This is a genomic window from Photobacterium sp. TY1-4, assembly GCF_025398175.1.
GTDB lineage: Bacteria > Pseudomonadota > Gammaproteobacteria > Enterobacterales > Vibrionaceae > Photobacterium.
In genome coordinates, this window is record NZ_CP099734.1 from 1,848,997 (window position 1) to 1,873,243 (window position 24,247).

Annotated in this window: 22 protein-coding genes and 1 pseudogene; 13 read left to right on the top strand and 10 right to left on the bottom strand. The window is 46.1% G+C overall.

Going from position 1 to position 24,247, the window contains the following annotated elements; translation table 11 throughout:
* Window positions 1-41: 41 nt before the first annotated feature.
* Window positions 42-1,952 carry a bifunctional metallophosphatase/5'-nucleotidase gene (locus NH461_RS08755; RefSeq protein WP_261599989.1) on the top strand — a complete coding sequence of 637 codons (1,911 nt, stop codon included), beginning with the start codon at window positions 42-44 and terminating at the stop codon, window positions 1,950-1,952.
* Window positions 1,953-2,028: 76 nt separating this feature from the next.
* Here NH461_RS08755 and NH461_RS08760 read toward each other — a convergent pair whose 3' ends face one another.
* The 4 genes from NH461_RS08760 to NH461_RS08775 form a co-directional block, all read right to left on the bottom strand.
* The gene (locus tag NH461_RS08760; RefSeq protein ID WP_261599990.1) at window positions 2,029-2,418 is read right to left on the bottom strand and encodes a hypothetical protein; all 390 of its coding nucleotides are present in this window, start codon (window positions 2,416-2,418) and stop codon (window positions 2,029-2,031) included.
* 142 nt (window positions 2,419-2,560) lie between these two features.
* Window positions 2,561-4,384 (bottom strand): TonB-dependent receptor domain-containing protein, encoded by a 1,824-nt coding sequence (locus NH461_RS08765; protein ID WP_261599991.1) that lies wholly within the window; start codon window positions 4,382-4,384, stop codon window positions 2,561-2,563.
* Window positions 4,385-4,884: 500 nt separating this feature from the next.
* Complete coding sequence (locus NH461_RS08770; RefSeq protein WP_261599992.1) at window positions 4,885-5,172, bottom strand: hypothetical protein; 288 nt, start codon at window positions 5,170-5,172, stop codon at window positions 4,885-4,887.
* 304 nt (window positions 5,173-5,476) lie between these two features.
* Window positions 5,477-5,866 (bottom strand): disulfide bond formation protein B, encoded by a 390-nt coding sequence (locus tag NH461_RS08775; RefSeq protein ID WP_261599993.1) that lies wholly within the window; start codon window positions 5,864-5,866, stop codon window positions 5,477-5,479.
* A gap of 269 nt (window positions 5,867-6,135) precedes the next feature.
* On the opposite strand from NH461_RS08775, the gene NH461_RS08780 reads away from it, so the two are divergent.
* The 6 genes from NH461_RS08780 (at window position 6,136) to NH461_RS08805 (ending at window position 13,040) form a co-directional block, all read left to right on the top strand.
* Window positions 6,136-6,555 carry a PACE efflux transporter gene (locus NH461_RS08780; protein WP_261599994.1) on the top strand — a complete coding sequence of 140 codons (420 nt, stop codon included), beginning with the start codon at window positions 6,136-6,138 and terminating at the stop codon, window positions 6,553-6,555.
* 16 nt (window positions 6,556-6,571) lie between these two features.
* Window positions 6,572-7,111 carry a carboxymuconolactone decarboxylase family protein gene (locus NH461_RS08785; RefSeq protein ID WP_261599995.1) on the top strand — a complete coding sequence of 180 codons (540 nt, stop codon included), beginning with the start codon at window positions 6,572-6,574 and terminating at the stop codon, window positions 7,109-7,111.
* A 21-nt stretch (window positions 7,112-7,132) separates the two neighbouring features.
* Window positions 7,133-7,708: a TetR/AcrR family transcriptional regulator gene (locus tag NH461_RS08790; RefSeq protein ID WP_261599996.1), complete on the top strand. Its 576-nt coding sequence runs from the start codon at window positions 7,133-7,135 to the stop codon at window positions 7,706-7,708.
* 552 nt (window positions 7,709-8,260) lie between these two features.
* Window positions 8,261-9,667: an amidohydrolase gene (locus NH461_RS08795; protein WP_261599997.1), complete on the top strand. Its 1,407-nt coding sequence runs from the start codon at window positions 8,261-8,263 to the stop codon at window positions 9,665-9,667.
* 407 nt (window positions 9,668-10,074) lie between these two features.
* Window positions 10,075-11,610: a YfcC family protein gene (locus NH461_RS08800; RefSeq protein WP_261599998.1), complete on the top strand. Its 1,536-nt coding sequence runs from the start codon at window positions 10,075-10,077 to the stop codon at window positions 11,608-11,610.
* Window positions 11,611-11,807: 197 nt separating this feature from the next.
* Window positions 11,808-13,040, top strand: a complete 1,233-nt coding sequence (locus tag NH461_RS08805) for an ISL3 family transposase (RefSeq protein ID WP_261599999.1) — start codon at window positions 11,808-11,810, stop codon at window positions 13,038-13,040.
* A gap of 18 nt (window positions 13,041-13,058) precedes the next feature.
* Here NH461_RS08805 and NH461_RS08810 read toward each other — a convergent pair.
* Window positions 13,059-13,427, bottom strand: a pseudogene (locus NH461_RS08810) (aegerolysin family protein); the annotation flags it as partial.
* 260 nt (window positions 13,428-13,687) lie between these two features.
* Window positions 13,688-13,900, bottom strand: coding sequence for an HP1 family phage holin (locus NH461_RS08815; protein ID WP_217393070.1), 213 nt, complete (start codon window positions 13,898-13,900; stop codon window positions 13,688-13,690).
* 314 nt (window positions 13,901-14,214) lie between these two features.
* On the opposite strand from NH461_RS08815, the gene NH461_RS08820 reads away from it, so the two are divergent.
* Window positions 14,215-16,584: an ATP-binding protein gene (locus NH461_RS08820; RefSeq protein ID WP_261600000.1), complete on the top strand. Its 2,370-nt coding sequence runs from the start codon at window positions 14,215-14,217 to the stop codon at window positions 16,582-16,584.
* Between the two features lie 346 nt (window positions 16,585-16,930).
* On the opposite strand, the gene NH461_RS08825 is transcribed toward NH461_RS08820, so the two are convergent.
* From NH461_RS08825 to NH461_RS08840, 4 genes are all read right to left on the bottom strand, one after another.
* Complete coding sequence (locus tag NH461_RS08825) at window positions 16,931-17,599, bottom strand: hypothetical protein (protein ID WP_261600001.1); 669 nt, start codon at window positions 17,597-17,599, stop codon at window positions 16,931-16,933.
* A gap of 143 nt (window positions 17,600-17,742) precedes the next feature.
* Window positions 17,743-17,919 (bottom strand): hypothetical protein, encoded by a 177-nt coding sequence (locus NH461_RS08830; protein ID WP_261600002.1) that lies wholly within the window; start codon window positions 17,917-17,919, stop codon window positions 17,743-17,745.
* A 665-nt stretch (window positions 17,920-18,584) separates the two neighbouring features.
* Window positions 18,585-18,911 (bottom strand): tyrosine-type recombinase/integrase, encoded by a 327-nt coding sequence (locus NH461_RS08835; protein WP_410000106.1) that lies wholly within the window; start codon window positions 18,909-18,911, stop codon window positions 18,585-18,587.
* A 44-nt stretch (window positions 18,912-18,955) separates the two neighbouring features.
* Complete coding sequence (locus tag NH461_RS08840; protein ID WP_261600003.1) at window positions 18,956-19,294, bottom strand: hypothetical protein; 339 nt, start codon at window positions 19,292-19,294, stop codon at window positions 18,956-18,958.
* Window positions 19,295-19,692: 398 nt separating this feature from the next.
* On the opposite strand from NH461_RS08840, the gene sbcB reads away from it, so the two are divergent.
* From sbcB to cdd, 5 genes are all read left to right on the top strand, one after another.
* Window positions 19,693-21,117 (top strand): exodeoxyribonuclease I, encoded by a 1,425-nt coding sequence (gene sbcB, locus NH461_RS08845; protein WP_261600004.1) that lies wholly within the window; start codon window positions 19,693-19,695, stop codon window positions 21,115-21,117.
* A 320-nt stretch (window positions 21,118-21,437) separates the two neighbouring features.
* Window positions 21,438-21,959 (top strand): transcriptional regulator, encoded by a 522-nt coding sequence (locus NH461_RS08850; RefSeq protein ID WP_261600005.1) that lies wholly within the window; start codon window positions 21,438-21,440, stop codon window positions 21,957-21,959.
* A gap of 84 nt (window positions 21,960-22,043) precedes the next feature.
* On the top strand, window positions 22,044-22,385 hold the full coding sequence (locus tag NH461_RS08855; RefSeq protein ID WP_261600006.1) for a CidA/LrgA family protein: 342 nt from the start codon (window positions 22,044-22,046) through the stop codon (window positions 22,383-22,385).
* Window positions 22,382-23,062: a CidB/LrgB family autolysis modulator gene (locus NH461_RS08860; RefSeq protein WP_261600007.1), complete on the top strand. Its 681-nt coding sequence runs from the start codon at window positions 22,382-22,384 to the stop codon at window positions 23,060-23,062. Before NH461_RS08855 ends, NH461_RS08860 begins: the two co-directional genes overlap by 4 nt.
* A gap of 218 nt (window positions 23,063-23,280) precedes the next feature.
* Window positions 23,281-24,168: a cytidine deaminase gene (gene cdd, locus NH461_RS08865; protein WP_261600008.1), complete on the top strand. Its 888-nt coding sequence runs from the start codon at window positions 23,281-23,283 to the stop codon at window positions 24,166-24,168.
* Window positions 24,169-24,247 lie beyond the last annotated feature (79 nt).

The window sequence follows — 24,247 nt, forward strand, 5'->3', positions numbered from 1 at the left end:
AATCCGCACTCCAAAATTGAATCACAACAATCAGTTAAATCATGAAAAGACATTACTTAGCCGCTGCCATCTGCCTCTCTCTTGCCGGACACGCCTTCGCCGCAGACGGTGACATCGTTGATGTGACCATTCTGGGGACTTCTGATATCCACGGCCATTTCATGCCCTGGGACTACGCCAGCGACAAACTCAACTTGCGCGGTAGCCTGAGCCAGATTGCCACCAAGGTGAAATCGATTCGTGAAGCTCAGGACAACGTGATCCTGGTTGATGCCGGCGACACCATTCAGGGCAATTTTGTCGAAACATTCAAAGATGAGCCGGTTGATCCGATGATGCTGGGCTTCAATGAAATGAACTACGATGTTTGGGTGCTGGGCAACCATGAGTTCGACTTCGGCCTCAATGTTCTTAACCGTTCACTCACCCAGTTCAAAGGCACATCTCTGGGCGGCAATATTAAGCGTCGCGACGGCAATCCTTTCCTGCCTGCTTACAAAATCATTGAAAAACAAGGTGTAAAAATCGGTGTCATTGGCATGGATACACCGATGACCCAAGTCTTTGCTGAAGGTACCAATCGCCTTGAGGGCATGACCTTTACCAACCCTTCACTTGAAGTGAAAAAGGTCATCCAACAGATTGACGATCAGGTTGATGCCATTGTGCTGGTCGCACATATGGGGATCGACAACGAAAATAACATCGAGGCCACCGGGGTCCGTGATATTGCCAATGCCAACCCGGAACTGGATGCGATTGTCGCCGGCCATATGCACACCCTCATCGACAAGGCGACCATCAACGGCATAATTATCACCGAGCCGGACAAATACGGCCGCGCCCTGTCCCGCGTCGATTTGCAGTTCGAAGAAAGAAACGGCCAGTTCACGCTGGTCAACAAAGACAGCTATACCTACAAAATCAAAGGCACGGCTTCCGATGCAACAATGGAAGAGCTCTATGCGCCCTACCATCAACGCCTGCGTGAGAATGCCAACCGTATCGTGGCTGAACTTTCCGGTGTTGATTTAGTGCCCGAGAATGAAATCAAGGGGATCCCGCAGGTCCATATTCAGGACACTGGTATCAGTGCGCTGTTCCAGGAAGCCAGCATGTACTATGCGCCGAAGGCCAACGTGATTGCCCTGCAGATCGATAACGACCTGGCCGAACTGGATGTCGGTCAGATCAAAGCCAAAGATATCGCCTACAACTACCAATATGCCGGTGGTGAAATCACGGTTTACGAAATGACAGGCAAAGAGCTGAAAACCTACATGGAATGGTCTGCCGGTTATTTTAACCGTGTGAAGGAAGGCGATGTGACGTATAGCTTTAACCCTGAGCGCCGCGCATCCAAATATTCAACCAATGACTTTTTCGCCGGGGTGACCTACACCATTGACCTGACCGAACCTGCGGGCCAACGCATTAAGTCACTTCAATTTGCTGATGGCAAGCACATCACGGATACCACACTGATCCGCATCGGGATGAACAGCTACCGGATGGGACACCTGACCAAAGCAGGCGGTGTACTTGAAGGACGTGACTTTCCGGTGCTGTTTGATACCGAAGCTGAATACGGCGAAGAGGCCGGCACGATTCGTAACCTGACGATCCGTTATCTGACCGAGGTGAAACACGGCAAGTACGAAGGCAAACCGATGCACCGTTGGGCACTGAGTGGACTGACGGGCTTCGAGCAGGAACGCAACATCGTGAAAGCGCTGATCAACGAAGGGAAAATTTCCGTGCCAAGCAGCGAAGATGGCCGCTACACCAACATTGCATCGATCAACGTCAAAGATAAGATCTTTACCACCCACGATGCGTTCAAACGCTATCTTGCCGCTATGGAGCAAAAGCTAAGCCAAACGTCTGACGATGCCGTGAAGCAGCAGATTGAACGGGATATCACCATTGCTAAGGCACTGAACCAAGCTTAAGCAGGCCGCCATAAAACTAAAAGCCTCTGTAAAAACGGAGGCTTTATCGTTCATTTCGAAATGGAGAGTTTCTGTTTCACTCTTCAGACTTCAGCGACTTTAAGATTTCTTTTTCTAATGCTGCCCGCCCCTCAATGCTCTGAAGCGGCGTCACCTGCCATGAAAAGACGCCCCATGCTGGAATATCCCGAAGCATCTGGTCGACTTCATCATGACTGTCTGCTTCGACAATCAGATAGAACGTCCGTGAGCCAAGCGGCAGGCCGCCTGCCACAATTGTCTTCTTTTTTTTCAGTTCGATGAGGTAATCGAACGTCGGCATAATCCCGTTTTCAAGCACCTGGATCACTTCTTTAGGCTCGGTAAAACCCGGCCCTTCCGACGTCGATACTAAAAAAAGCTCTGCTGATGCGGGCACTGAAAAACAGAGACTCAACAACAAACCACCTAATCGCTTCATATTCATGATGGACTCCTGATGTTCGTTTGCTGTCTAAGCATAGATGACCGGTGCCAGTGTGAGGAAAAGCACGACAAAACTGTACGCAAAAAAAAAGAGCCAACAGCGTTGGCTCTTTCAGTCTCACAGGGGTTGACCCGTGTTTAGATTAGAAGTCGTACGAGACGCCAGCATAAATGCTGCGGGCTTTCAGGATGTAATCCAGTTTCGTCGCCGTTTCATCCCGCTCTTCATCCGTCACATTTGTAACGCCCAATTTCAGGTTCAGGTTCTTAACGGCTTCGTAGCGAGCGCCCAGATCCATGGTCCCATACCCGTCCAGTTTTTCGCCCGAGCGCACAGATTGCTCACCGGTGTACTGATAAGACGTGTAAGCGTACAGGTTATCCATTGCCTGCCAGTCCAGTTGTACGTTTGCCGTATGTTGAGGCGTCAGGATCAGATCTTTGCCCGTCTTTTTATCTTCAGCATGGGTATACAGGTAGTTCACCGACACGCTTACGGTATCCGTTACATCAAACCACGCCATGGTTTCCACGCCCTTCACTTCAGCCTCATCCACATTGAAATGGCTCAGCTCCGTTTTGACGCGGTCCCAGTTCTCAGCCTGGATCATATCGTCGATGTCGTTCTCAAACACAGTCAGGCCAGCACCCCAACGGTCCGCTTCATAGCTGGTCCCCAGCTCATAGCTTATCGCGGTTTCAGCTTTCAGATTCGGGTTACCGACGACAAAACAGGCACCACGGCAAGCCAGTACGGAATACGCATCACTATACTGGTTCAGGCTCGGTGCCTTGAAGGCTTTCCCTACCCCGCCTTTCACAACCCAGTTCTCGTTCATTTTGTACACCGCGTAAGCACGCGGGCTGAACTCGCCACCGTAAACTTCGTGATCATCAAATCGGCCGCCCAGCGTAATTGCCAGATCCCCCAGGGAGAACTCATCCTGTAAGTAAACCGCAGCCTGGCTGTAGTTGACGGAATCACTCCCCAGAGTCAGGTTGTTCTTCAGTTTCGTGTCGCGGTATTCCGCACCACCGGTCAGCAGATGATCGCCCACATAGCCTGACAATTGCACGTCGACCGTATTGTTGGTCTGCGCAATATCACCGATGGCACGGTTGAGCTCAGAATCATCCATCAGCTCTGAACGGTCAAAGCTATAGCGCAATCGGGACTCAACATTTTCCCAGTAACCATGGTGCGTCAGTGCAACATTATAGCGCTCCAGTTCCTGCACGTTGTTCACGGCGCGGCCCCAGTTGTTCCAGTCCGCATCACGCTCATCTTTGCTATACAGCAGATCCAGGTCGATATCCTGCTGCTGATTTACCAGCCATTTCAAGTTCGAGAACACGCTCAGCTCATCACGCTCTTCCAGAACATCAGTATCCGGATTCACCGATTTACTTGTTCGCCAGGCGTCACGATCACTTTTTTCAACAATCAGGTTCGCCAGCAGGGTGTCAGGGATCAGCGCACCACTCACAAAAGCGTTCAGCTTGTGTGTGTCGCCGCCGGAACCTTCGGTGATCCCATCATATTGATAGCCCACAGAGCCCTGCACTTCTTCTGTTGGCTGACGTAGGATAACATTCACCACGCCGCCCAGCGCATCTGCACCATATAGAGAGGACATCGGGCCGCGGATCACCTCAATCCGTTCAACAGCTGACATCGGGATACTGGACAGATCAAAATCGTTACCATAAGCACTGGTCAGGGCATCCCGGGAGTTTATCCGGCGACCATTGATCAGCAATAAAGTGTAGTCTGCTGCCAGCCCACGGATTTTAATTTCATTACGCCCGTAGGACGTGCCTGGATTAATATTAATACCTGGTAGCTTCCGGATCGCTTCGGCAATATCGTTGACCACCAGGTTATCCAAATCTTCTCGAGTGACATAAGACACAGAGGCAGGTGCTGTCAGCTCCGGGTGTGCCGTTTGACTCGCGGTAACAACCATCACTTCATCCGTTGCGTTTTCCGCCATGGCTGTAAATGATGAAACAAGGCCCAAAACGCACAAAGCACGGTTTAAACGCGAGAGTTTGATAACACTATCCCCTTGATGCTGAAACATTTTTACACTCCAATAATAACAATGGCGCAAATGATAATTATTGTTATTTTTATCGTCTACAGAAGTTCAACAGATTAGAGAACGATTGTGACGTTCATCGCACAAATGCAATCAGTTTGATAGCAAAATGCGCATTAACTGGACCAACGGGGATGAATCATGACTGGTAAAGTTGCTTTTTAGATGAGTGAGTTGGGAGTTTGTACAAGGGAGAGATGGAATTTTCAGGGTGCGGAACAATAGCTACCAAGGCCAGCAAGCATATCCATAATTCGCGACTTTTGTGTCCAGCTGATCGATATAATTTACGTCGCTCATAGTTAGATCCTTTTAATCAAGAAAAGACGGCAAACCACGCTTGCCGTCTGTCATTACGAACCCGGTTACTGACCGCCGTCCATGATGTAATTCACCGCTTTCGCACCGGCTGCTGCCATCTGGGTCATGGCGTTCGAAGTGGCCTGCATTTGCGTCGCGCCGGTATGGGTAAACTCACGCACCTGCAGCTTGGACAGCGCCGACAGATCGCGCAGACCGTCCAGGTTCAGGCTTTGTGCCGAGGAGCTGGTTGTCTGATCCGCAACTTTCGGATCAACACGATCACGGTACGGAGATGGCAAAATACCGTCAGCCGAAGCAGCCTGAGTTTTATTGTTTTCTTCTGACATCATCGATTCCCTTTTATTCAGTTGTGCATGAATTCAACAAGTGATGATACGACAGATAACATCTGTCCCCATCCTCTTACTTCTGAAAGATGATGATACTGTTCTCAGTAATATTGATCGATTACACATCATTACGCGACCTGGGTTCCCCCTTCAATGCGCCGAGCAAAAACCATATCGCCGTACGGCAGATAGCCCTGCGGCATAAACGAATATGTGGAAAACGCCAACTGACAAATTTCAAAATGCCGAATTTCGAACAAAAAGGCCCGGTAATCCGGACCTTTGAGGGTGAGATAGTGATCTGCTAGGACACAACAGCACTTCTGGTACGGCGCTGATTAATGATCACAAACTGGGTCAGAATGATGATTAATGCCGCGGCAGACAGATAAAAGTCGTTCTTATAAATGGGCTGGTAGAGCATCTCAAAATTACCATCATCAAACGCATCCCAATTCATAAAATGCTGCAGCGCCGCAACATGTGCCCCGTAAAATGCAAAGATATTCCCCAAATGAAGCAGGGACCAGTGAGGATTTCGGAATATCATCAGCAGCCCCAACAAGCCAATCACCGATCGCTGCGTTCGACAATATGGGCAAGGATCGACAACCGAGAAAATATCCATGCCCCAGGTCACCAAAAAGACCGCCATCGCGCCAAAACCCAGCAGCCTGATCCGGCCTTCATTCAACACACTCAACATAAAATCCCTTCTTTAAAGTTAAATTTATCAACGAACAAGTGCTTCAAATAGACTTGCCCATTTAAGTTACCATCGGTATAGTTAACTGCAAATTACTAATGGTAACTTATTCAGATGACACAAATCCTTTACCGGTGTAATGGCGTGTACAGTTGGATGGCGATGAGTCGAAACAAGATCAGGGCTTTCCGGTGCACGCACTGCCCTCCTATTTTTTCAAATGTAAATCAATCATTTGAAATCTTAAGGAGGAAACAATGCAAGGTGTCAAAAGACGTATTACGTATGTGTTTTTTTATGAAGCCATTACTTTAGTGTTGATCAGTGTGGCTTTTCATTTCTGCGCTGATGATGATTCAGGGCATCCATTGATACTCGGGGTGATCACCGTGGTTCTGGCCATTCTCTGGAACACGCTTTACAACACTCTGTTTGAACGATGGGAAAAAACGTTAGTCACCAGAGGACGGGGCATTCGGAGACGGGTACTCCATGCAATTGGTTTTGAAGTAGGGTTCGTTGCCGTGACCTTACCAATATTTTCATGGTGGTTGAACATCAGCCTCTGGGATGCGTTCCTGTTAGATGCCGGTCTCACCCTGTTCTTTATGTTTTTTACCTTCTTTTATAACTGGCTATTCGATCTCATTTTCGGATTGCCAATGTCAGCACAGTAAGAAAAAGGAATGAATAATGGAAAAGTTTAACCTGAGAACAACCCAAACCGCAGACAAACTGGCTGCCCCTATCCTGACGGAATTTAAGGAAAAATACGGTATCATCCCGAACTTTTTTGCTGCCTTGGGTATCGACGGCGCGAGCCTGAGTGGTTACCTGGATTTTGAGAAAACGATTGAAGACTTCGGGAGCCTAACCGAGCGCCAGCGCGAGCTGATCTCACTCAGTGTGGCAAACTATAACCAATGTCACTACTGCGTTTGTGGCCATACTTTTTCAGCCAAGAAAATTGGGCTATCATCGGATGAATGTGCTGACGCTCAGCTGGCAATCGCTGATCATCCACTGGAGCAAGCCATATTATCACTGTCTCGCGCGATTCTTGAAAAGAAAGGCAATCTGAGCCAGGTCGATGTTGAGACCGCTATGTTTCATGGGTTGACAGAAAGTCAGATCCTCCAGGTTTGCTCCTGGACAGCATTGAATACATTTAGCAATTGGGTCAATAATATCACCCAACCGAAAATCGATTTCCCGAAAGTCGATTTCGCATAACCGAAAAAAGGAAAAGCCAAATTGAAGTCTCGTTTTAAAAAGGAAGAACGTTATAACCAGCTTCTGGATTTGGCTATTGAAATTGTGAGAGATCAGGGCACGGACGCCCTGACTCTGATCAGTCTCGCAAAGAAAGCGGGGGTGACGAAACCCATCACCTACAACCATTTTTCAAACCGCCAGCTATTGCTGTTTTCCCTTTATCGGCGGTGTGATGAAGCGCTGTCATCGCAAATGGATCACTTGAATACGAACCAGTCAAACAGTTTAAAAGATGCCGTGACCGTGTACGTCTCTTCTTATATCAACTGTATCGAAACGAATGGGAAACTCTATGATGATATCGTTTCGGCGTTAAAAGCCTACCCTGAGTACGCAAGTGTTGAAAACGATATCCGGGACTACTTCTGTCATGTGATTGAGAAAACCTTCTCACCCTTTGTGGCACCCGATGGTCACAGTTTAACCAAGCTGAAGCTGATTTCGATTTTCAGCATTACCGAATCGTTAGGGGGTTATTTGAAAGAAAACCCGCAAAACAAAAATGAGCTCATTGATGAAGCCGTCGAGATCATTTTAAGTATCTGCAACCATTAGAGCGATCCCTGATTCAGCCCTTATCCTCAATAAAGCCGACTTTTACGGAGCCGCCAGCATCAACTCTTTATCAATGCCGACGGTGTAGATACCTGGTGCAAAGTTGATGAGGAGAGCGGCAATGTTTAACTGCGCCCGCTCCCCTACTGTCGAAGTCTCGTACAAGGTAAACACACTTAAATCAGTGACACCGTCACAGTTGAAATTTGATGAATAATAAGACAGAGAAGGACTAGAATCCTCAATCTTTAACGGCTGCAACCGAGCCGTCAGCGCCTTTACTGATCAGCCACAAGGCGGTGTGGAGATGCTCCGGAATGGTGCCTGTCCATTTAATAAAGGACATCAGCAACCCCGCAAAAATGAGCAGAAATACCACAGTGCAAACGTTTAGCTGCCCCAAATAGCGCTGTTTTTAGACAGAAAAAACTTTAAATCCGACCATAAAGGTGACCCTAATCACATTTGAGTGGGTAATTATACAATACTCATTTTCAAGACATGATCTAAGCGTATCATCAGCATACCGTTATCATTTTTTGGTAGTCATTGATGTTTAAGAAAACACTTATTGCCGTCTCTTTAGCTGCTACTTCTCTCGCCAGCACATCAGCGCTTGCGCTCGAAAAAGTCGACCTGCTGATCAAAAATGCCACAGTCCTGACCATGGATCAGGAAAAAACTGTTTTCGACAATGGATTGGTTGCCGTCAAGGCAAATAAAATCTTCGCCGTTACCGACGGCGCTGATGTCAAAGATTACCAGGCCGAAAAAGTCATTGATGCCAATGGCGATATCGTATTGCCGGGGCTGATCAATACCCACACCCATGTTTCAATGACGGTCTTCCGCTCAATGGCCGACGATGTACCCGATCGTCTGCACCGCTACATCTTTCCGCTTGAAAAGAAACTGGTCTCCCGTGACATGGTCCGTATCGGGGCGCAACTGGGTAATGTCGAAATGATCAAAGGCGGTGTCACGACCTATGCCGACATGTACTATTTCGAGGATGAAGTAGCCAAGACCGTTGATCAGATCGGCATGCGTGCTGTGCTGGGCGAAACAGTAATCAAATTCCCGGTTGCCGATGCTGCCAATGCCGACGAAGGCATCCAGTACGCGCTGGACTTTATCAAAGAATATAAGGATCACCCGCGAATTACGCCAGCTTTTGCCCCGCATGCCCCTTACACCAATACCACCGAAACACTGCAGAAAATCACCAAGCTTTCGCTGGAACACGACGTACCGGTCATGATCCACCTTGCCGAGTCAGAGCGAGAAAATCAGGTGATCGCCGAGCGGAGCGGCGGTAAAACACCGGTCGGTTATATGGCCGATATCGGCGCGCTCACCCCGAACCTTGTCGGTGCTCATATGATCAATGTTGACGACAATGATATTGCCCTGCTGAAAAAGCATGATGTCGGTATTGCGCACAACATGAGTGCCAATATTAAATCGGCCAAGGGTGTTTCGCCGGCACTGAAAATGTTCGACGATGGTCTTCGCATCGGCCTGGGCACTGACGGACCCATGTCAGGAAATACCATCAGTACTATCGATGAATTTAACCAGGTTGCCAAAGTACACAAACTGGTGAACAAAGACCGCGCAGCCATGCCACCAGTAAAAGTCATTGAAATGGCGACTATTGGTGCCGCCCGTGCCCTTCACATGGAAGACACCATTGGCTCGCTGGAAACCGGCAAGCTGGCTGATATCATCATCATCGATACAACAGCACCGAACATGGTACCGGTTTACAACCCGTACTCTGCGCTGGTCTACTCAGCCTATGCAACAAACGTCAAACACACCATTGTTGACGGTAAGCTGCTGATGGAAGACCGTAAAATGCTCACTGTCGATGAAGATGCCATTCGCGAAGAAGCCTTGAAGTTCGCCGACAAAGTACGCAAGACCGTGGTAGAAAGCGGCGAAGTTGTCCAATAACCGTTTTGCCTGCCAAATAACCGGCAAAAGAGACATCTAATCAGGGCGGTCGCAATACCGCCCTTTCTTTTGTCACCCTCGCACGATTTATGTTTCAAACACGCTCCGTGGTCGGTTGAATGGGATCTGTCCATTTAACACATGGTTCTGCCCATTGAATTGGCTTCGTTGGTTTCCATTCCCCACCTCCCTTTGGTGTTTAAAGTTTGCTCGCAGTCTCAAATTTGTTGCACCTGACAGTCGAAATATTCCAATTGTGATATCCGGCCACCTTTTAACAAACCCTTACAATAAAATACCAACTGAAAACAAATAAAAAGATGTTACAACCATAAATTTCATATTCATCCACACAAGAAACTAGGTTGATCATTCAAATTCCAGTCTAATCGACTAAGGGGGTTGTTATGAGTACCACTGGAGCGACTGCCGTCAGAGCCACAAAGAAGAAACTCAGCTTTCCTTCCGCATATACCGTCTTGTTTTGCGTTGCTGCCCTGGTAGCCATGCTGACTTGGTTTGTTGATGCCGGCGTCTACAACAAACTGTCCTATCAGGGTGAAAGCTTTATGATCACCTATTCGGACGGGCGTACAGAAACGTTACCCGCGACGCAAGAAACACTGGACGACATTGGCATTAAGGCCGATCTGGAAAAATTCGTCAACGGCGACATCTATAAGCCCGTCGGTATCCCCAACTCCTACACCACCGTCGATCCAAACCCACAGGGGATCATGGATCTATTCAAAGCCCCGATCCAAGGCATGTATCAATCCATTGATGTCGTGTTCTTCGTGCTGGTGATTGGCGGGTTCATCGGTATCGTCAATCACTCAGGTGCATTCGGCGCGGGGATCAACCGCCTGTCACAGGTGATGACAGGTCGGGAAACGTGGCTCATTGTCATCGTCACAGCCCTGATAGCACTGGGCGGAACAAGCTTTGGCATGGCTGAAGAAACCATTGCTTTCTACCCGATCCTGGTGCCCATTTTCATTGCCGCAGGCTACGACGCGATTGTCGCCCTGGCCGCAATTTATCTGGGATCGTCCATCGGGACCATGTGCTCAACGGTCAACCCGTTCAGTACCATCATTGCTTCAAATGCCGCCGGAATAAACTGGACGCTGGGTTTAAACTCTCGTTTGGCGTTGCTGATTGCCGGCACTCTGGTTTGCATGTTGTACATCATTCGCTACGCGCAGCGGGTGAAAGCCGATCCAACCCAGTCACTGATTTACGACCAGAAACAAGAGATAGAAGCGCGTTTCCTGAAAAACATCGATACCGGTGCATCGGCAGCGAAACTCGAGAAACGTCACACGATCATTCTGACCCTGTTCGCCAGCACCTTCTTCATAATGGTGTACGGTGTCTCCAGCCTGGGCTGGTGGTTTGAAGAAATGACCACCCTATTCTTCGTCTCAGCTATCGTGATAGCGCTGGTTGATCGGATCCCGGAAAAAGAGTTCGTGCACGAGTTTATTCAGGGTGCCAATGACTTGCTCGGTGTCGCCCTCATCATCGCAATTGCCCGCGGTGTCACCGTGTTAATGGATGGCGGCATGATCAGCGACTCCATCCTTCATGCCAGCGCCAATATGGTGGAGGGAATGGATAAAGGCCTGTTCATTGTGGTGATGATGTTCCTGTTCGCAGGCGTGTCGTTCTTCGTCCCTTCTTCATCCGGTTTGGCGGTGCTGTCGATGCCCATCATGGCACCATTAGCCGATGTGGTCGGTATCCCACGGGACAACATTGTCAGCTCGTATCAATTTGGCATGGGGCTCATGGCCTTCATTACCCCAACCGGTTTGGTACTTGCCTCGCTGGCCATGGTCAATGTCACCTTCGACAAATGGTTACGGTTCGTGATGCCGCTTCTTGGCATTCTTGTTGCCATGGCAGCCGCAACCTTGCTGATCAGCGTTTATCTCTAATCCTACCAAAGATGTAAAAGGCTACCGCGAGGTAGCCTTACTTTACCTTGGAAAAAATAGCCAGGTTACACCATTAGTTCTTCTTGTATACTGTAATATTCAGGCTCTTCACCGAGTGTAGTGGAAAGTGTTTCTTTTCAAACTCTAGAATCAGTTGGAAAATGAAGGGAAATCCTGCCAATTGAGCCCAGAACCAGATGAAAGATACTGCACTTTATCAAGCTATCCTTGGCCTGCTTCCACCATGGGCTGTGGACTCTGTCCAGGTGGATAAAACTACCCAACGTGTTACCGTGACTATCGTCTACGAAAGCCATTTAGCAATCGCTTGTCCAACATGCTCGAAAGCTGTAAGAAAGCATGACTCACGAAAGCGAATATGGCGTCACTTGGATACATGCCAATTCGAAACTTATCTTGAAGCCGAAGTCCCGCGCGCTGATTGTCCCAAACATGGGATTCAGACAATTCCTGTTCCCTGGGCATCCCCAGGAAGTCGCTATAGTGAGCTCTTTGAGACAAAGATTATTGAAACGCTCCAATTCACTTCTCTCCATTCTGTCGCTAAAGCTTTTCGACTGAGTTGGGGAGCCATTGACCGGATAATGAAACGGGCCGTTTTACGGGGGCTCGCCCGGCGGAGTTTAAATAAGGTAGAAGATCTGCTGGTAGACGAAACAGCCTTTTGCCGAGGACACGACTATGTCACGGTTATGTCGAGCCGAACGGGTCAAGTTCTTGCTGTTGCTGACGGTAAAAGTGAACAAAGCTTGGCAACCTGCTACGAAGTACTGCCGAACATAGCTAAACAGCAGATCCGCTCAGTGTCGATGGACATGAGCCAGGCCTTTATTAATGCAACTGAGTCCTTCTTTGGCTCGCGATCGAAACGTCTGATTGCGGTTGATCATTTCCACGTGGCAAAAGTACTCACTAAAGCCGTTGACGATGTTCGCAAACAGGAGGCTAACAGCCTACCGACATTCCTCAAGCGAGAGTGCCACAGAACTCGCTACGGCTGGCTCAAAAGAAATGGAAACCTCGCAGGCCGCCTAAGGGAACGTATAAATATGCTGGCCAAGCTCATGCTTAATACTGGCCTTAGCTGGGCGCTCAAAGAGCAAGCAAGGCTGATCTGGTACGGAAGTTCGATCAGAAGAGCAAAAGACCAATGGCTTGAGTGGCTCGCTTTAGTCAAAGCAAGTGGAATCAAACCATTGATAACAGCAGCGACGACAGTGAAAAAGCACTTACCAGCGATACTCAATGCAATGCGTCTGAAGGCATCGAATGGCTTGGCGGAAGCTATAAATGCCAAAATCCAGTACATGAAACTCAGAGCTAAAGGCTTCAGAAACAAAGAGCGATTCAAGACAGCGATACTGTTCTATTTTGGGCGACTTGATATGGCTTTCCACCATGAACGATGAAGAGCCAATATTCACCATACCAATGGCACCGGAATGAAGGTTCCCACCGCTCACTTCGGTGATATATTGATTGTTACTTTTTTCCCATTTGGTTTGGTTATCTTTGGATCCCCATGGGCAATCCCAATAAAACTTACCAATCTCAACGTTGCCGTCATATAGTTTAATTGATCCTTCTGTACCCGATGCAGAATCTGAACGCCCGCATGCAGCAATCACTTTGATTTCTTTAGGTTCAATCTTGGTGCCATTGACATCCTTGATCGATAATTCAGAGTCCTTGTCATCATACTCGTAAAATTTCCCCCACTCTAATTTTGCGCCATCGACAGTAAGAGTAAAGTTCTCGGGGTTGATTGCGATTTGAATATTCTGTGCATATGCCATTTGACTGTCCTTTGCTAATTTTAGCGGTCGTGTTTGTTTGCATTTCAATACTACAACCCATCAACAAAAATGCTATTACAGCCGATTACACGAACTACCCCTTGAAAGCGTTTACCATCGGCATACACCCAAATAAAAAACTTGCGAAAGCTTCGAACTGATGTTATTTCAAGGCAAGCCTCATCCCCGTTTCGCTGGTTTCCAGCGAGCCGGCAGGCAGCAGCGACAACAGACCCAGAACAACAGCAGCCGAACAACGCTTAACTGTTGACGTCTTCATACAGCTCCCTCAACTGAGGGTGCTGCTGCAGCAACTTATAGCTCTTCTTTCGGTAGTACCAGTTGTTGGCAAACGTACCCGCGGCAAACAGAATACCAATGACGGTAGCCCAGTCCTGCAACGAGAACGCCCCGAAGAAAGCCAACAGCGAGGCACAGAAGTACGACAACGCTGAAGATAGCTTTTCCTGCATGCTTTCCACCCATACAAAAAAGCGCCACCGACCCGGAGATCAGCAGCGCTGTTTGATGTTGATAGTGCTAAAACGAAAAAACCCCGCCATCAGGAACGATTTTCAAACCTGATAATAATGAGCAACTTAAGGTATGGATAAATGCCAAAGGTCAATTCTAAAATTAACTTGCAATACAATTTCATCCTTTATGTGATAAACGTAGCTAAAAATCTTCTAAATAAAGATAACGCATGAAAATATCCCCTTGATTGCTTATAGTCAACTTACTATAGAACATATTTTTAAGAATATACTTACTAGAGGCCATGGACATGTATATTACACTCGAGCAATCTCATGAATTAGATAAAAACGTCAAGGGGAATGAAGTTGCAATTAGAAGTTTTATTTCTGATGTATTAACTAACGAATATGGTAGCCATGCTGAATTCAAGAGCGCCTTACAATCAATATCAATTTCTGAAAAGTTAATATATTCAAGAAGGTTCAATGCAAAGTTAAAAAGCTTTATAGAAAACTCCAACTATATATATGGCTTAATGTCAAAATGTAAAGAATCACTAGATTTAAAAAAATATGATAATGATGTGCCCTACATATCTGAATTGATCGATTTATTGCTGATATTCTTCAATGCACATTTTTCAGATAAGGAAATTGTAAAATCTTTCAGTTCTATTGAAGAGTTTCACTATTGCTGCACTTTATATCATAGCACCAGAAACAATCTATCTCATCCGGCCTCCCGTCCAATTACTAGCATTGATGCAAATAAGGTTTCATACTTTATCAAAAATATAACAGACTCACTTAACGATATTTATTACTGGTATCAGTCTAAAAGTAGCATATATGAAGGACTAACCAAATATGACAATATAGTTCAAGGTGGAACACTTAAGTATAGTAACCTAACAATGGCTGTATCAAGTCATAAAAATTTATTATGCAGAGAGACAATAATTAGCTGCTTGTATGAATCGTTATTAGGCAATGATATAAGACAAAGACTTGCTGGCTCGATTGTATTATATGGTTATGGCGGCGTTGGTAAAACAGCAATCACGACAGAGTTTCTATATCGAGTTATGAGGGACATCAGCGACGGTAATTACACAGACATAGAATATTTATTATTTTATTCAAGTAAAGATGAGTATCTTCGGAATAATAAGACAACTGGCGAGTTGTATATTGACACAGCCAAGCCAGAATTCTCAACCCTCAACGAACTACAGTTACTAATTTGTAACAGCTTACAGTTGAAAGATATATCCCAACTTTCTAGCTTTGAGGGCAGAGGGATAATAGCAATTGATAATATTGAAAACATACAGAGCGATGAAAAGGAGAAGATAGTAACATTCATAAAATCTTTACCTAGAAGCATTCAATTCATAGTCACTTCTAGAAATGAAGAGTCTTGCGAAGAAAAAATACACATAGAGGAGTTTAAGAATGACAGCACTGGCATAAAGTTTGTACAGGAAATAGTAGATTCAGAAGGATTCAATGTCCATATCAATCAAGAAAAAGCCACTTCAATTCTAGATGCATCGAAAGGTAATGCATTGATTATACTACAAGTCCTCAACATTCTTGACCGTGATGTGTCAACATTTGAAGATATAACCGCATCACTACTGAGCATGCGTTCTAAAAACTCGGAAATGATCGCAAACTTTATGTACAAAAACACTTTTGACAATGCTTTAAGGTACTTAGCACAGAGAAAATACCCTATAAATGATATAATGCAAATAATATCATTGTATGATGAAAAAATTGAACTTTACAGTATAAGTAAGCTCACAAAAGTTGATGTTAGTGACGCTGAGATCATATGCAATTATTTATTAGAAAGATTGATTTTAAAGAAAGTTGGTGAGTATTATGAACTAAATGATTTTGCAAAAAGATTTGTGTTTATAAAGTTACTCCCAGACAGGTTTGAACTTAGCAAAATTAAAGATAAGATTAGAAGCCACAAAGAAAGAATGAAAAAAAAGCTCAAAGAGTTAGATGGCACATTAAAAGGCAACTCTGTACTTCATCGAAATGTAACAGAATGGCAACCCAAAAACTATATTGACAAGATAGTTATAGCAGAGTTGTTTTCTCTGTATGGCGTAGCCATACGTTGTGTGGGAAGAAATGATAAGTCGGCATACGAAAATTACTTGAAGGAATTTAATAATCATTCTTTCATTACTAGCCATCCATATGTACCTCTTCAAAAAGCTCGTCTATTAAAAGAAGGGATTAAGAAGTTCTATCGTGGAAATGTGGATATGCTAAGCCAGGTTGAACATTCATATGAAGAGGCAATAGAATCTGTTGAATATGACTATCGTTACCTAATAGGTAGTAATGCTCATGCATCTTTACTTATGTTATTTGGAATATTCCTTTCTCAGGAATTATCAGATCATAGTCGTGCAATTAGATTCCTTGAAGATGCAAAAAATTATTATGGCTCAGATATAAACAAAAGCTGGTTCATAACGAGAAACTATTTAACCAGTGCGTATAAAAACATGTACATCGAAACTAATGACTCAGCTTACAAAGCTCAACTAATAAAAGTTGCACGGGAAGTCATTGAAAATGGGAAGTATGCAAGACAATGTAAATTCAGATTAAGAAATTATAAAGATAGATATATACATTGGATTGAATAAATAATCAAAATAAACCACCATTAATCCTAACATGATTTAAAAGTTCTACACTCAGGTGGAACTTTTAAATTACATCAAGGATTCTAGCTCAAGTTAATCGAAATATCATATATTTTCCCATATAAAATCAAGTATTTATTAATGATATTAAGCAAGAATTCGTGATAATTTATTATCAAATAACTTTATCATACTACTCTGCCGATTGGAGATGTTTGAAGCTCCAAATTCCTTCTTTAAAATTAGCTTACACCTTCTACATTACTTAACAATAATTAGTATAGTAATGGATTACCCACTGTATTGGATGCTCAAATCAACTAATTAATATGGGGAAAGTCCAGGGTCACCTTGATTGCCTTGTTAAGGCATTGTTACGGATATCTTCGACTGCTGTAGATCGCTCTTTCGATATTTCTACAGCTAAACACATATGTTCTATACGATCGATGATGCTCTTTACAAGAAAGCAGCCAACATAAATACCAACAATAAAGCTTAAAAGTGGATACGGTATATTGTCCAATGATATATCGTTAGTAGTTTTTACATATGTAAGATACAAAGCTAATATTGCAGGAAACAATCCTAATTTATCAATAGCCCCTATAAGAAACCCAACTCTGGATCTGAGCCTTTCCCTTTCGAAATTTAGTCGCCGAAGCAGTTCATCCAGCTGATAGGAATTTTCAGCTGATAGTTCTTTGATTAATTTTTCTTCAGATTCAATTCTTTTCTGTAGATCAATAAAGTAGCTTCTAGTTGGCATTGCTATATAGCGTAAATTCCAAACAAAAGACGCAATTGAGTATAAAATAAAAAGAGCACCAGCTATAAGGCTCAACCATCCAGCAACTTCTTTTTGTATATCAAAATATATTAATGGTAATGATATGAACGCAAATAATATTGCAAGACGAAGCGAGTATTTTTCAACAGGGTTACTGTAAAAATAATCAGCCAGATTACTTACGCTATCGTTTTTAACTAGTACTGTTACTATATCCTGCTTCATAAGCTCCCTAATACTCTAGCCCTAGCGCTAAGCACATGCGCCCATTTTTACACAAATGCCAAATTGATCACTGTATACACTACGGCCAATTAATGCCAGAAATGTCGTATAAAACGTGTCGACATTGTGCGACTTGTTAAGTATTAAAACAAAGGATGCTTTGAACATTCACCGACATCTTGTCCAATCAAACCACACCATTTTAAAAGTACATCTCTACATGATAAATAATGTTCTTTTGCCTTGTCAGCATTAATTTGCTTCTCGATTAATCTTGCCTCAACTTTTATAGGAGGTTGCATAAAATCAATAGTTAACATATCCCCCGGTTTTAGGTAATGATTGAATATTTTCTTGATATTTCTTCTGGATTATAATGAACTAATTCATGACGAATTTGAATAATATTATCAACACGTGAAAAAGGTCATCGTTAGATAGGCAGCATTCATCCATAGCTGAAAAGATTAGATATAACTTCCAAGCAGTATCACTTAATTTTCTCTGATTCTTGTAAGTCTTCTTACAGCGGTCAAAGTCAATTCGCTTCTCATCTGGTATAAACTCTTCAGCCATATGATTCACAAATGCTTCTACAAAAAGGCTGAATGAACAATGCTTTTTAATGAAGCTTATATTTTGTTGGTGATAGATCCATTATTTTTATTGAGCGAATTTTTAATTATTTTATGACCAATCTAGGAAGTACTGAGTTAAATATATATGTTGATATTCGACTGATAATTCTTCTTGATCATTTGCTCTAAATTTTGCCATTCTCCCTCCTAACAGCCTAAATTTTTATTCTACGAACAGCGTTCGTATATCTTTCTTGTACCGCCGAATATACGAAGAAGATTAATGAACCAAACTCGCTTATTGTGCAAACATACCTCCTAATGCTTTACCAGCACAACGTTCTGTATACAATCATATAAAATTAATTGAGTAAATAGACTATCCGTAATTAATGTCTATAATTTTATCAACTTTTGGCATAAAGTTCATACCCCGCCAGTTGCTCTTCCAGCCAGTCGTGTTTGTTGTACACGGCCAGTACACCGCCCAGCTCATGGCCCAGCATCTTTTCGACCACATGAGGCATCACACCAAGCTCAGAGGCACCGGTAGAAAGCGATCGGCGGAAGTCGTGGGTGCGCCACGCTTCTAACGGCAGACTGGCGCGTATGCGGCGGATATAGCGGTTGGCGGCTGAACTGCTGATCGGGGTGTTGAGGTCTTGCCCTGGGAACAGCGCGTCTTCGGTGACTAGCCACCTTCGCCAACAATAAAGATTGGGAGTCTTTAGCAGTTGAAACTGAGAAGATGGCTACGTTGGAAGCAATAATCGATTCGTTAGCTCGCGGCGTTTGTCGCGACTTTTTCTCTTCTGGTGAAGCCCGCTTCCTTCATACAACTTGCATTCTGAGTCATCAGCTCGGATGCTTGTTTCACATAACCATCCGAGGTTGAGGTGTCATACTTAGACTCATAGCGGCCCACCGAAATTGCCAAATAGACGTAATCCTGTATCGCTTTCAAATTTGCGTCATAGTTACAACTGTCTTTCGCAACTTGAAGTGCTTCAAGCTGAGCCACTTCACCTGTTGTGTTCACCCACTCATATTCTTTTTTAGGCTTGGCCGCGCAACCCGCTAAAGACAAGACTGCTGCAAGTATGATGATGTTTTTCAATGTGTTTTTCCTATTGATTACTGTGTCTCTAAAAATCGCATGCATCAGAGCACATCATATAATTTAAGTAAACAAATAGTTGCTCACAAACATCCAGAAAAGCAGTCAATCTACGCTTACTCTACCGCGATTTACTTATTCACCACTCCCACTCACTACTCCCACTCCCGCCCCAAAATCAGTTATCCTTCCAACCTAGGAAAAACCAACCCCCAAGGTTCACCATGGACACCATCAACCTCTGGCTTGAATTCATCAACGAGCTGCTCAAGCTGATCGGCTAGCGCTATTGTTCACGGTTTGAGCACTCAGGCACTGTCGCTAAAATCCAACCGCACCTGTGCCCATTCTTTGTTATCATGACGGCAGATAACACTTTATCCCGTGTAAAGGTCACAATGAGTAATCACGATAACCAGCCAACCCTGTTTTGGCTGGACTACGAAACCTTCGGTGCCAGCCCTTCTCTTGATCGTCCGTGTCAGTTCGCCGGGGTGCGGACGGATATGGATCTCAACATCATCGGTGAGCCGCTGGTCATCTACTGTAAGCCGCCGGTCGATTACCTGCCGTCGCCTGAGGCGTGTTTAATTACCGGGATCACGCCGCAGGAAGCCCATGAAAAAGGCTTACCGGAGCCGGAGTTTATTGCCCGTATTCACGAAGAGTTGTCGAAACCCAATACCTGTGTGATTGGCTACAACAACATTCGCTTCGATGATGAGGTGACGCGCTACACTCTGTATCGCAACTTTTTCGACCCGTATGCCTGGAGCTGGCAGAACGGCAACTCGCGCTGGGATCTGCTGGACATCATGCGCACCTGCTATGCGCTGCGTCCGGAAGGGATCAACTGGCCGGATAACGACGACGGCCTGCCGAGCTTCAAGCTGGAAGATCTGTCAGTCGCCAACGGCATTGAACACGCCAATGCGCACGATGCGATGGCCGATGTCCACGCCACCATTGAGTTGGCGAAGCTGCTGAAACAGAACCAACCCAAACTGTTCAATTACCTGTTCAGCCTGCGCCATAAGCGTAAGCTGCAAGAGCTGATTGATATTGCCGAGATGACGCCGCTGGTTCATGTCTCGGGGATGTTTGGTGTGGAGTGCGGCAACACCAGCTGGATTGTCCCGATGGCCTGGCATCCGGATAACAAGAATGCGGTGATCACGGTGAATCTGGCCAAAGACCCAACCCCGCTGATCGAACTCGATGCCGACACCCTGCGCGAGCGCCTTTATACCAAACGCAGCGATCTCGGCCCGGACGAGCTACCGGTGCCGGTCAAGCTGGTTCATCTCAATAAGTGTCCGGTACTGGCACCGGCGAAAACGCTGAAAGCGGAAGATGCGGCGCGGATCGGCATCGATCGCGAGCAGTGCCTGAAGCACCTCCAGTTGTTGAAATCACACCCGGAAGTGCGCGAGAAACTGCTGGCGATCTTCAGTGCCGATCGTGAATTTGAACCGTCGGAGAATGTCGACACCCACCTGTATAACGGTTTCTTCTCAACCGCCGATCGCTCGTCCATGGACATCATCCGGGAAACGTCGCCGGAAGAGCTGGCCAAGCTTGAGCTGAAGGTCGATGACAAGCGGATTAAACCGCTGCTGTTCCGTTACCGGGCCCGAAACTTCCCGATGACGCTGGACTATAAAGAGCAGCAACAGTGGAAGTTCCACTGCCAGGATTATTTCGAGTCTAACCTGCCGGGCTACATGCAGAATCTGGAAGAAATCGCGCTGTCCCATCAATCTGATGAGAAAAAGATGGCCATTCTCAAGGCGGTGTACGAATACGTGGAAAGCCTGGTCTAGTTTATCGGCACCATGATCTCCAGACTGAGACGGATAGCATCCCGCTAACACCTCGCGATATAAAGAAAAACCGCACCAGCCCCTCGGTCGTTACAGCCGGGGGGCTTTTTATTCCGCCATTATCTCAAGGTCACAGTTTGAACTTCAGGGGTTTGCCGACAAAACTTATTACGTAGGTATTTGTTCATCACACTCATTCCGCTTGGCCGTTTGAGTCTGAATAGATTGACTTTCTGACGCTCTCATTCCTTACCTCCCACCTGAATGGCATGAGAAGCGCTGAAGTCTAAGCTGTATCTGTTGGAGTAAAAGTGGCTGATATGACGACGAAAGCATTAACACGTTGCTACCGTTTTGAGCACGTAGATTTTGAGCCTGATTTAAGGTTGCTGGTCTGGAAAGATCATTCCGAAACCACGCTCACCCTGCATGAATCCCGGTTACTGGAAACCTTGTGCTACTTTGCCGGCGAAGTGATCAGCGCGCAGTGTTTGTTTGATAAAACCTTTATCCAGCTCGATCCCTACGAAGATGAAAGCCACGGCCATTTTGACCTCAACACCTTGCTGATGGCGCTGTCGAAAAAACTGGAACATGAGGGCACCATGGCAATCCCGATTGAAGTGCTGCCCCATTTCGGATTTCGGGTGCCGATGCCGGACAAAACCTGCCGCCATATCCATACCTTTAATAAACGGCCCAGACTGACGGATGAAACCAACCCCGCGCCTAAACTGGAATCTGCGACCGAGCATATTGTGAAGTACAGTTTGATGCACAAAATCTCCGTCTTTTTGCTGGCGGCGGCCGGGGTGGCGATTGTGGTTCTCTCTAACTACTAAGTCATCAATACGGGCTTTAACTGTGGCCTGAGTCACAAATATTTTGTATGATGATTGAGTCTTCCCACTTCGGAATTAAGGCTCATGGCTTATCTTCGTTCCTTTGCAATCATCCTGGTTTGCTTACTCGCCGGTAAAGCAATCCGGCACGTCACCGATCTGGCAATTCCCGGTAGCATCATCGGCATGCTGATCCTGTTTCTCGTGCTCTCGACAGGCATTATCCCGTCCCACTGGGCCAAAGAAGGCTGCCATCTGATGATCCGCCACATGGCATTGCTTTTTGTTCCCATTGCCGTCGGCCTGATTAACTATCTTGATTTAATCGCGGCCAACACGCTGCCAATCCTTCTCAGCACCCTCGGCAGTAGCCTGCTTGTCTTTCTCATCCTCGGACTTGCAGTCGATAAAAAGGAAAAACAATGATCTGGCTGGCAACAACGTTAATCGTTTTTTATTGTGCGCGATTCCTCTCCAAGAAAATCCAACACCCGGTGATCAACCCGGTTCTGATCTGCCTGCTGGTGATTATCCCCTTGCTGATGTGGTTCCAGGTGCCCTACACCACCTACTTCGAACAAAACCAATGGCTCAATGCTCTGCTGGAACCTGCGGTCGTGGCGCTGGCCTTTCCGCTCTATGAGCAGTTGGGTCAAATCAAACAGAAATGGAAAACCATCCTGTCCGCTTGTTTGGCCGGCAGTGTCCTGTCGATGATTTTTGGCGCAGCCATCGCACTGTCGCTGGGTATGGACGAGCAACTGGCCGCCAGTATTCTGCCGAAGTCGGTCACCATGCCGATCGCGATGGCCGTTTCTGATCAGCTCGGCGGCATGCCGTCGATTGCCGCAGTCATGGTGATTATGGCGGGCCTGTTCGGCGCTATCCTGGGTTATCCGCTGTTCAAGCTGTTCCGTATCAACTCACCGATGGCACGAGGGCTCACCATCGGCACGGTTTCCCATGCGTTGGGGACCGCCAAAGCGGCGGAAGAAAACCATCAGGAAGGCGCGTTCGGTTCACTCGCGCTGGTGATTTGCGGCGTCATCACTTCCCTGCTGGCGCCGATGGTTTATCCCGTGATCCTGGCATTATTCCATTAGTCAGTGACCCAACCCGCAAAAGTGTGGCATTGTGCAGGCAATCGAATACATTTTTAACTTATTGAAAAATATAGGTATAAAAATTCAACCCTGTGTGATGCCACTCTCAATTATGTAATGAATGAAACGAACATAACGTTAATGTGATAAATATCACACTCATTTAGGATGGCCGGGTCTACAATGTTTCTCCATACACAAGACGGAGTGACAAACTCATGCATACTAAAGTAATGGATGCTTTAGGCACATTACCGGCAGAACTGGCGGCTGCACTACAGCCTGTTTTGGAACAGCCAGACTTCGATGCAACCTTGAGTCCAGAAACGTTCCAGCAGTTGCTAGAACAAACTCAATTGTCAGACAGCGAACTCCGCGTCGCTCTCCTCCCTATTGCCGCTGCTTATTCTGTTGCTCCTATTTCTAATTTCTTCGTCGGTGCAATTGTCCGGGGGCAATCCGGCCGTCTTTACTTCGGCGCCAATATGGAATTCCTGGGCACCGGCTTATCCCAAACGGTTCATGCCGAGCAATCTGCGATCAGTCATGCCTGGGTCAAAGGCGAAACCGGCATCAGCGATATCACGATCAATTACAGTCCTTGTGGCCACTGCCGCCAGTTCATGAACGAGCTGACCACAGCCCAAGAGCTGATTGTGCAATTCCCTGAGCGTGAAGCCAAAACACTACAAGAATATTTACCGGAGTCGTTCGGCCCGGCCGATCTGAACATCACCGAAGCGCTGATGACCCAGGTCAACCACGGCTTGACAACCGAAGCGACCGAAGCCCTGATCACCGCAGCTTGTCAGGCGGCGAACCGCTCGCACGCCCCTTATTCCAACAGTTTTGGCGGGGTGGCGCTGAAAGCCAAAGACGGCCGAATTTTCATCGGCATGTATGCGGAAAATGCGGCATTCAACCCGAGCCTGCCGCCACTGCAAGTCGCGCTGATCAATATGAACATGGCGGGATATTCATTGACTGAAATTGAAGAAGCCGCGCTGGTTGAAGCCGCAGACGGGGCTATCAGTTATCTGGCGGATACACAAAATACGCTGGAAGCCCTGAACCCGGACATTCCGCTAAGCTTCGTTGCTGCTTAACCTCGGCCGGACGGTCACGATTTCCCTTCAAAAACCGCCAGTTGGCGGTTTTTCTTTACAAATTAGTTTCAACATCCAG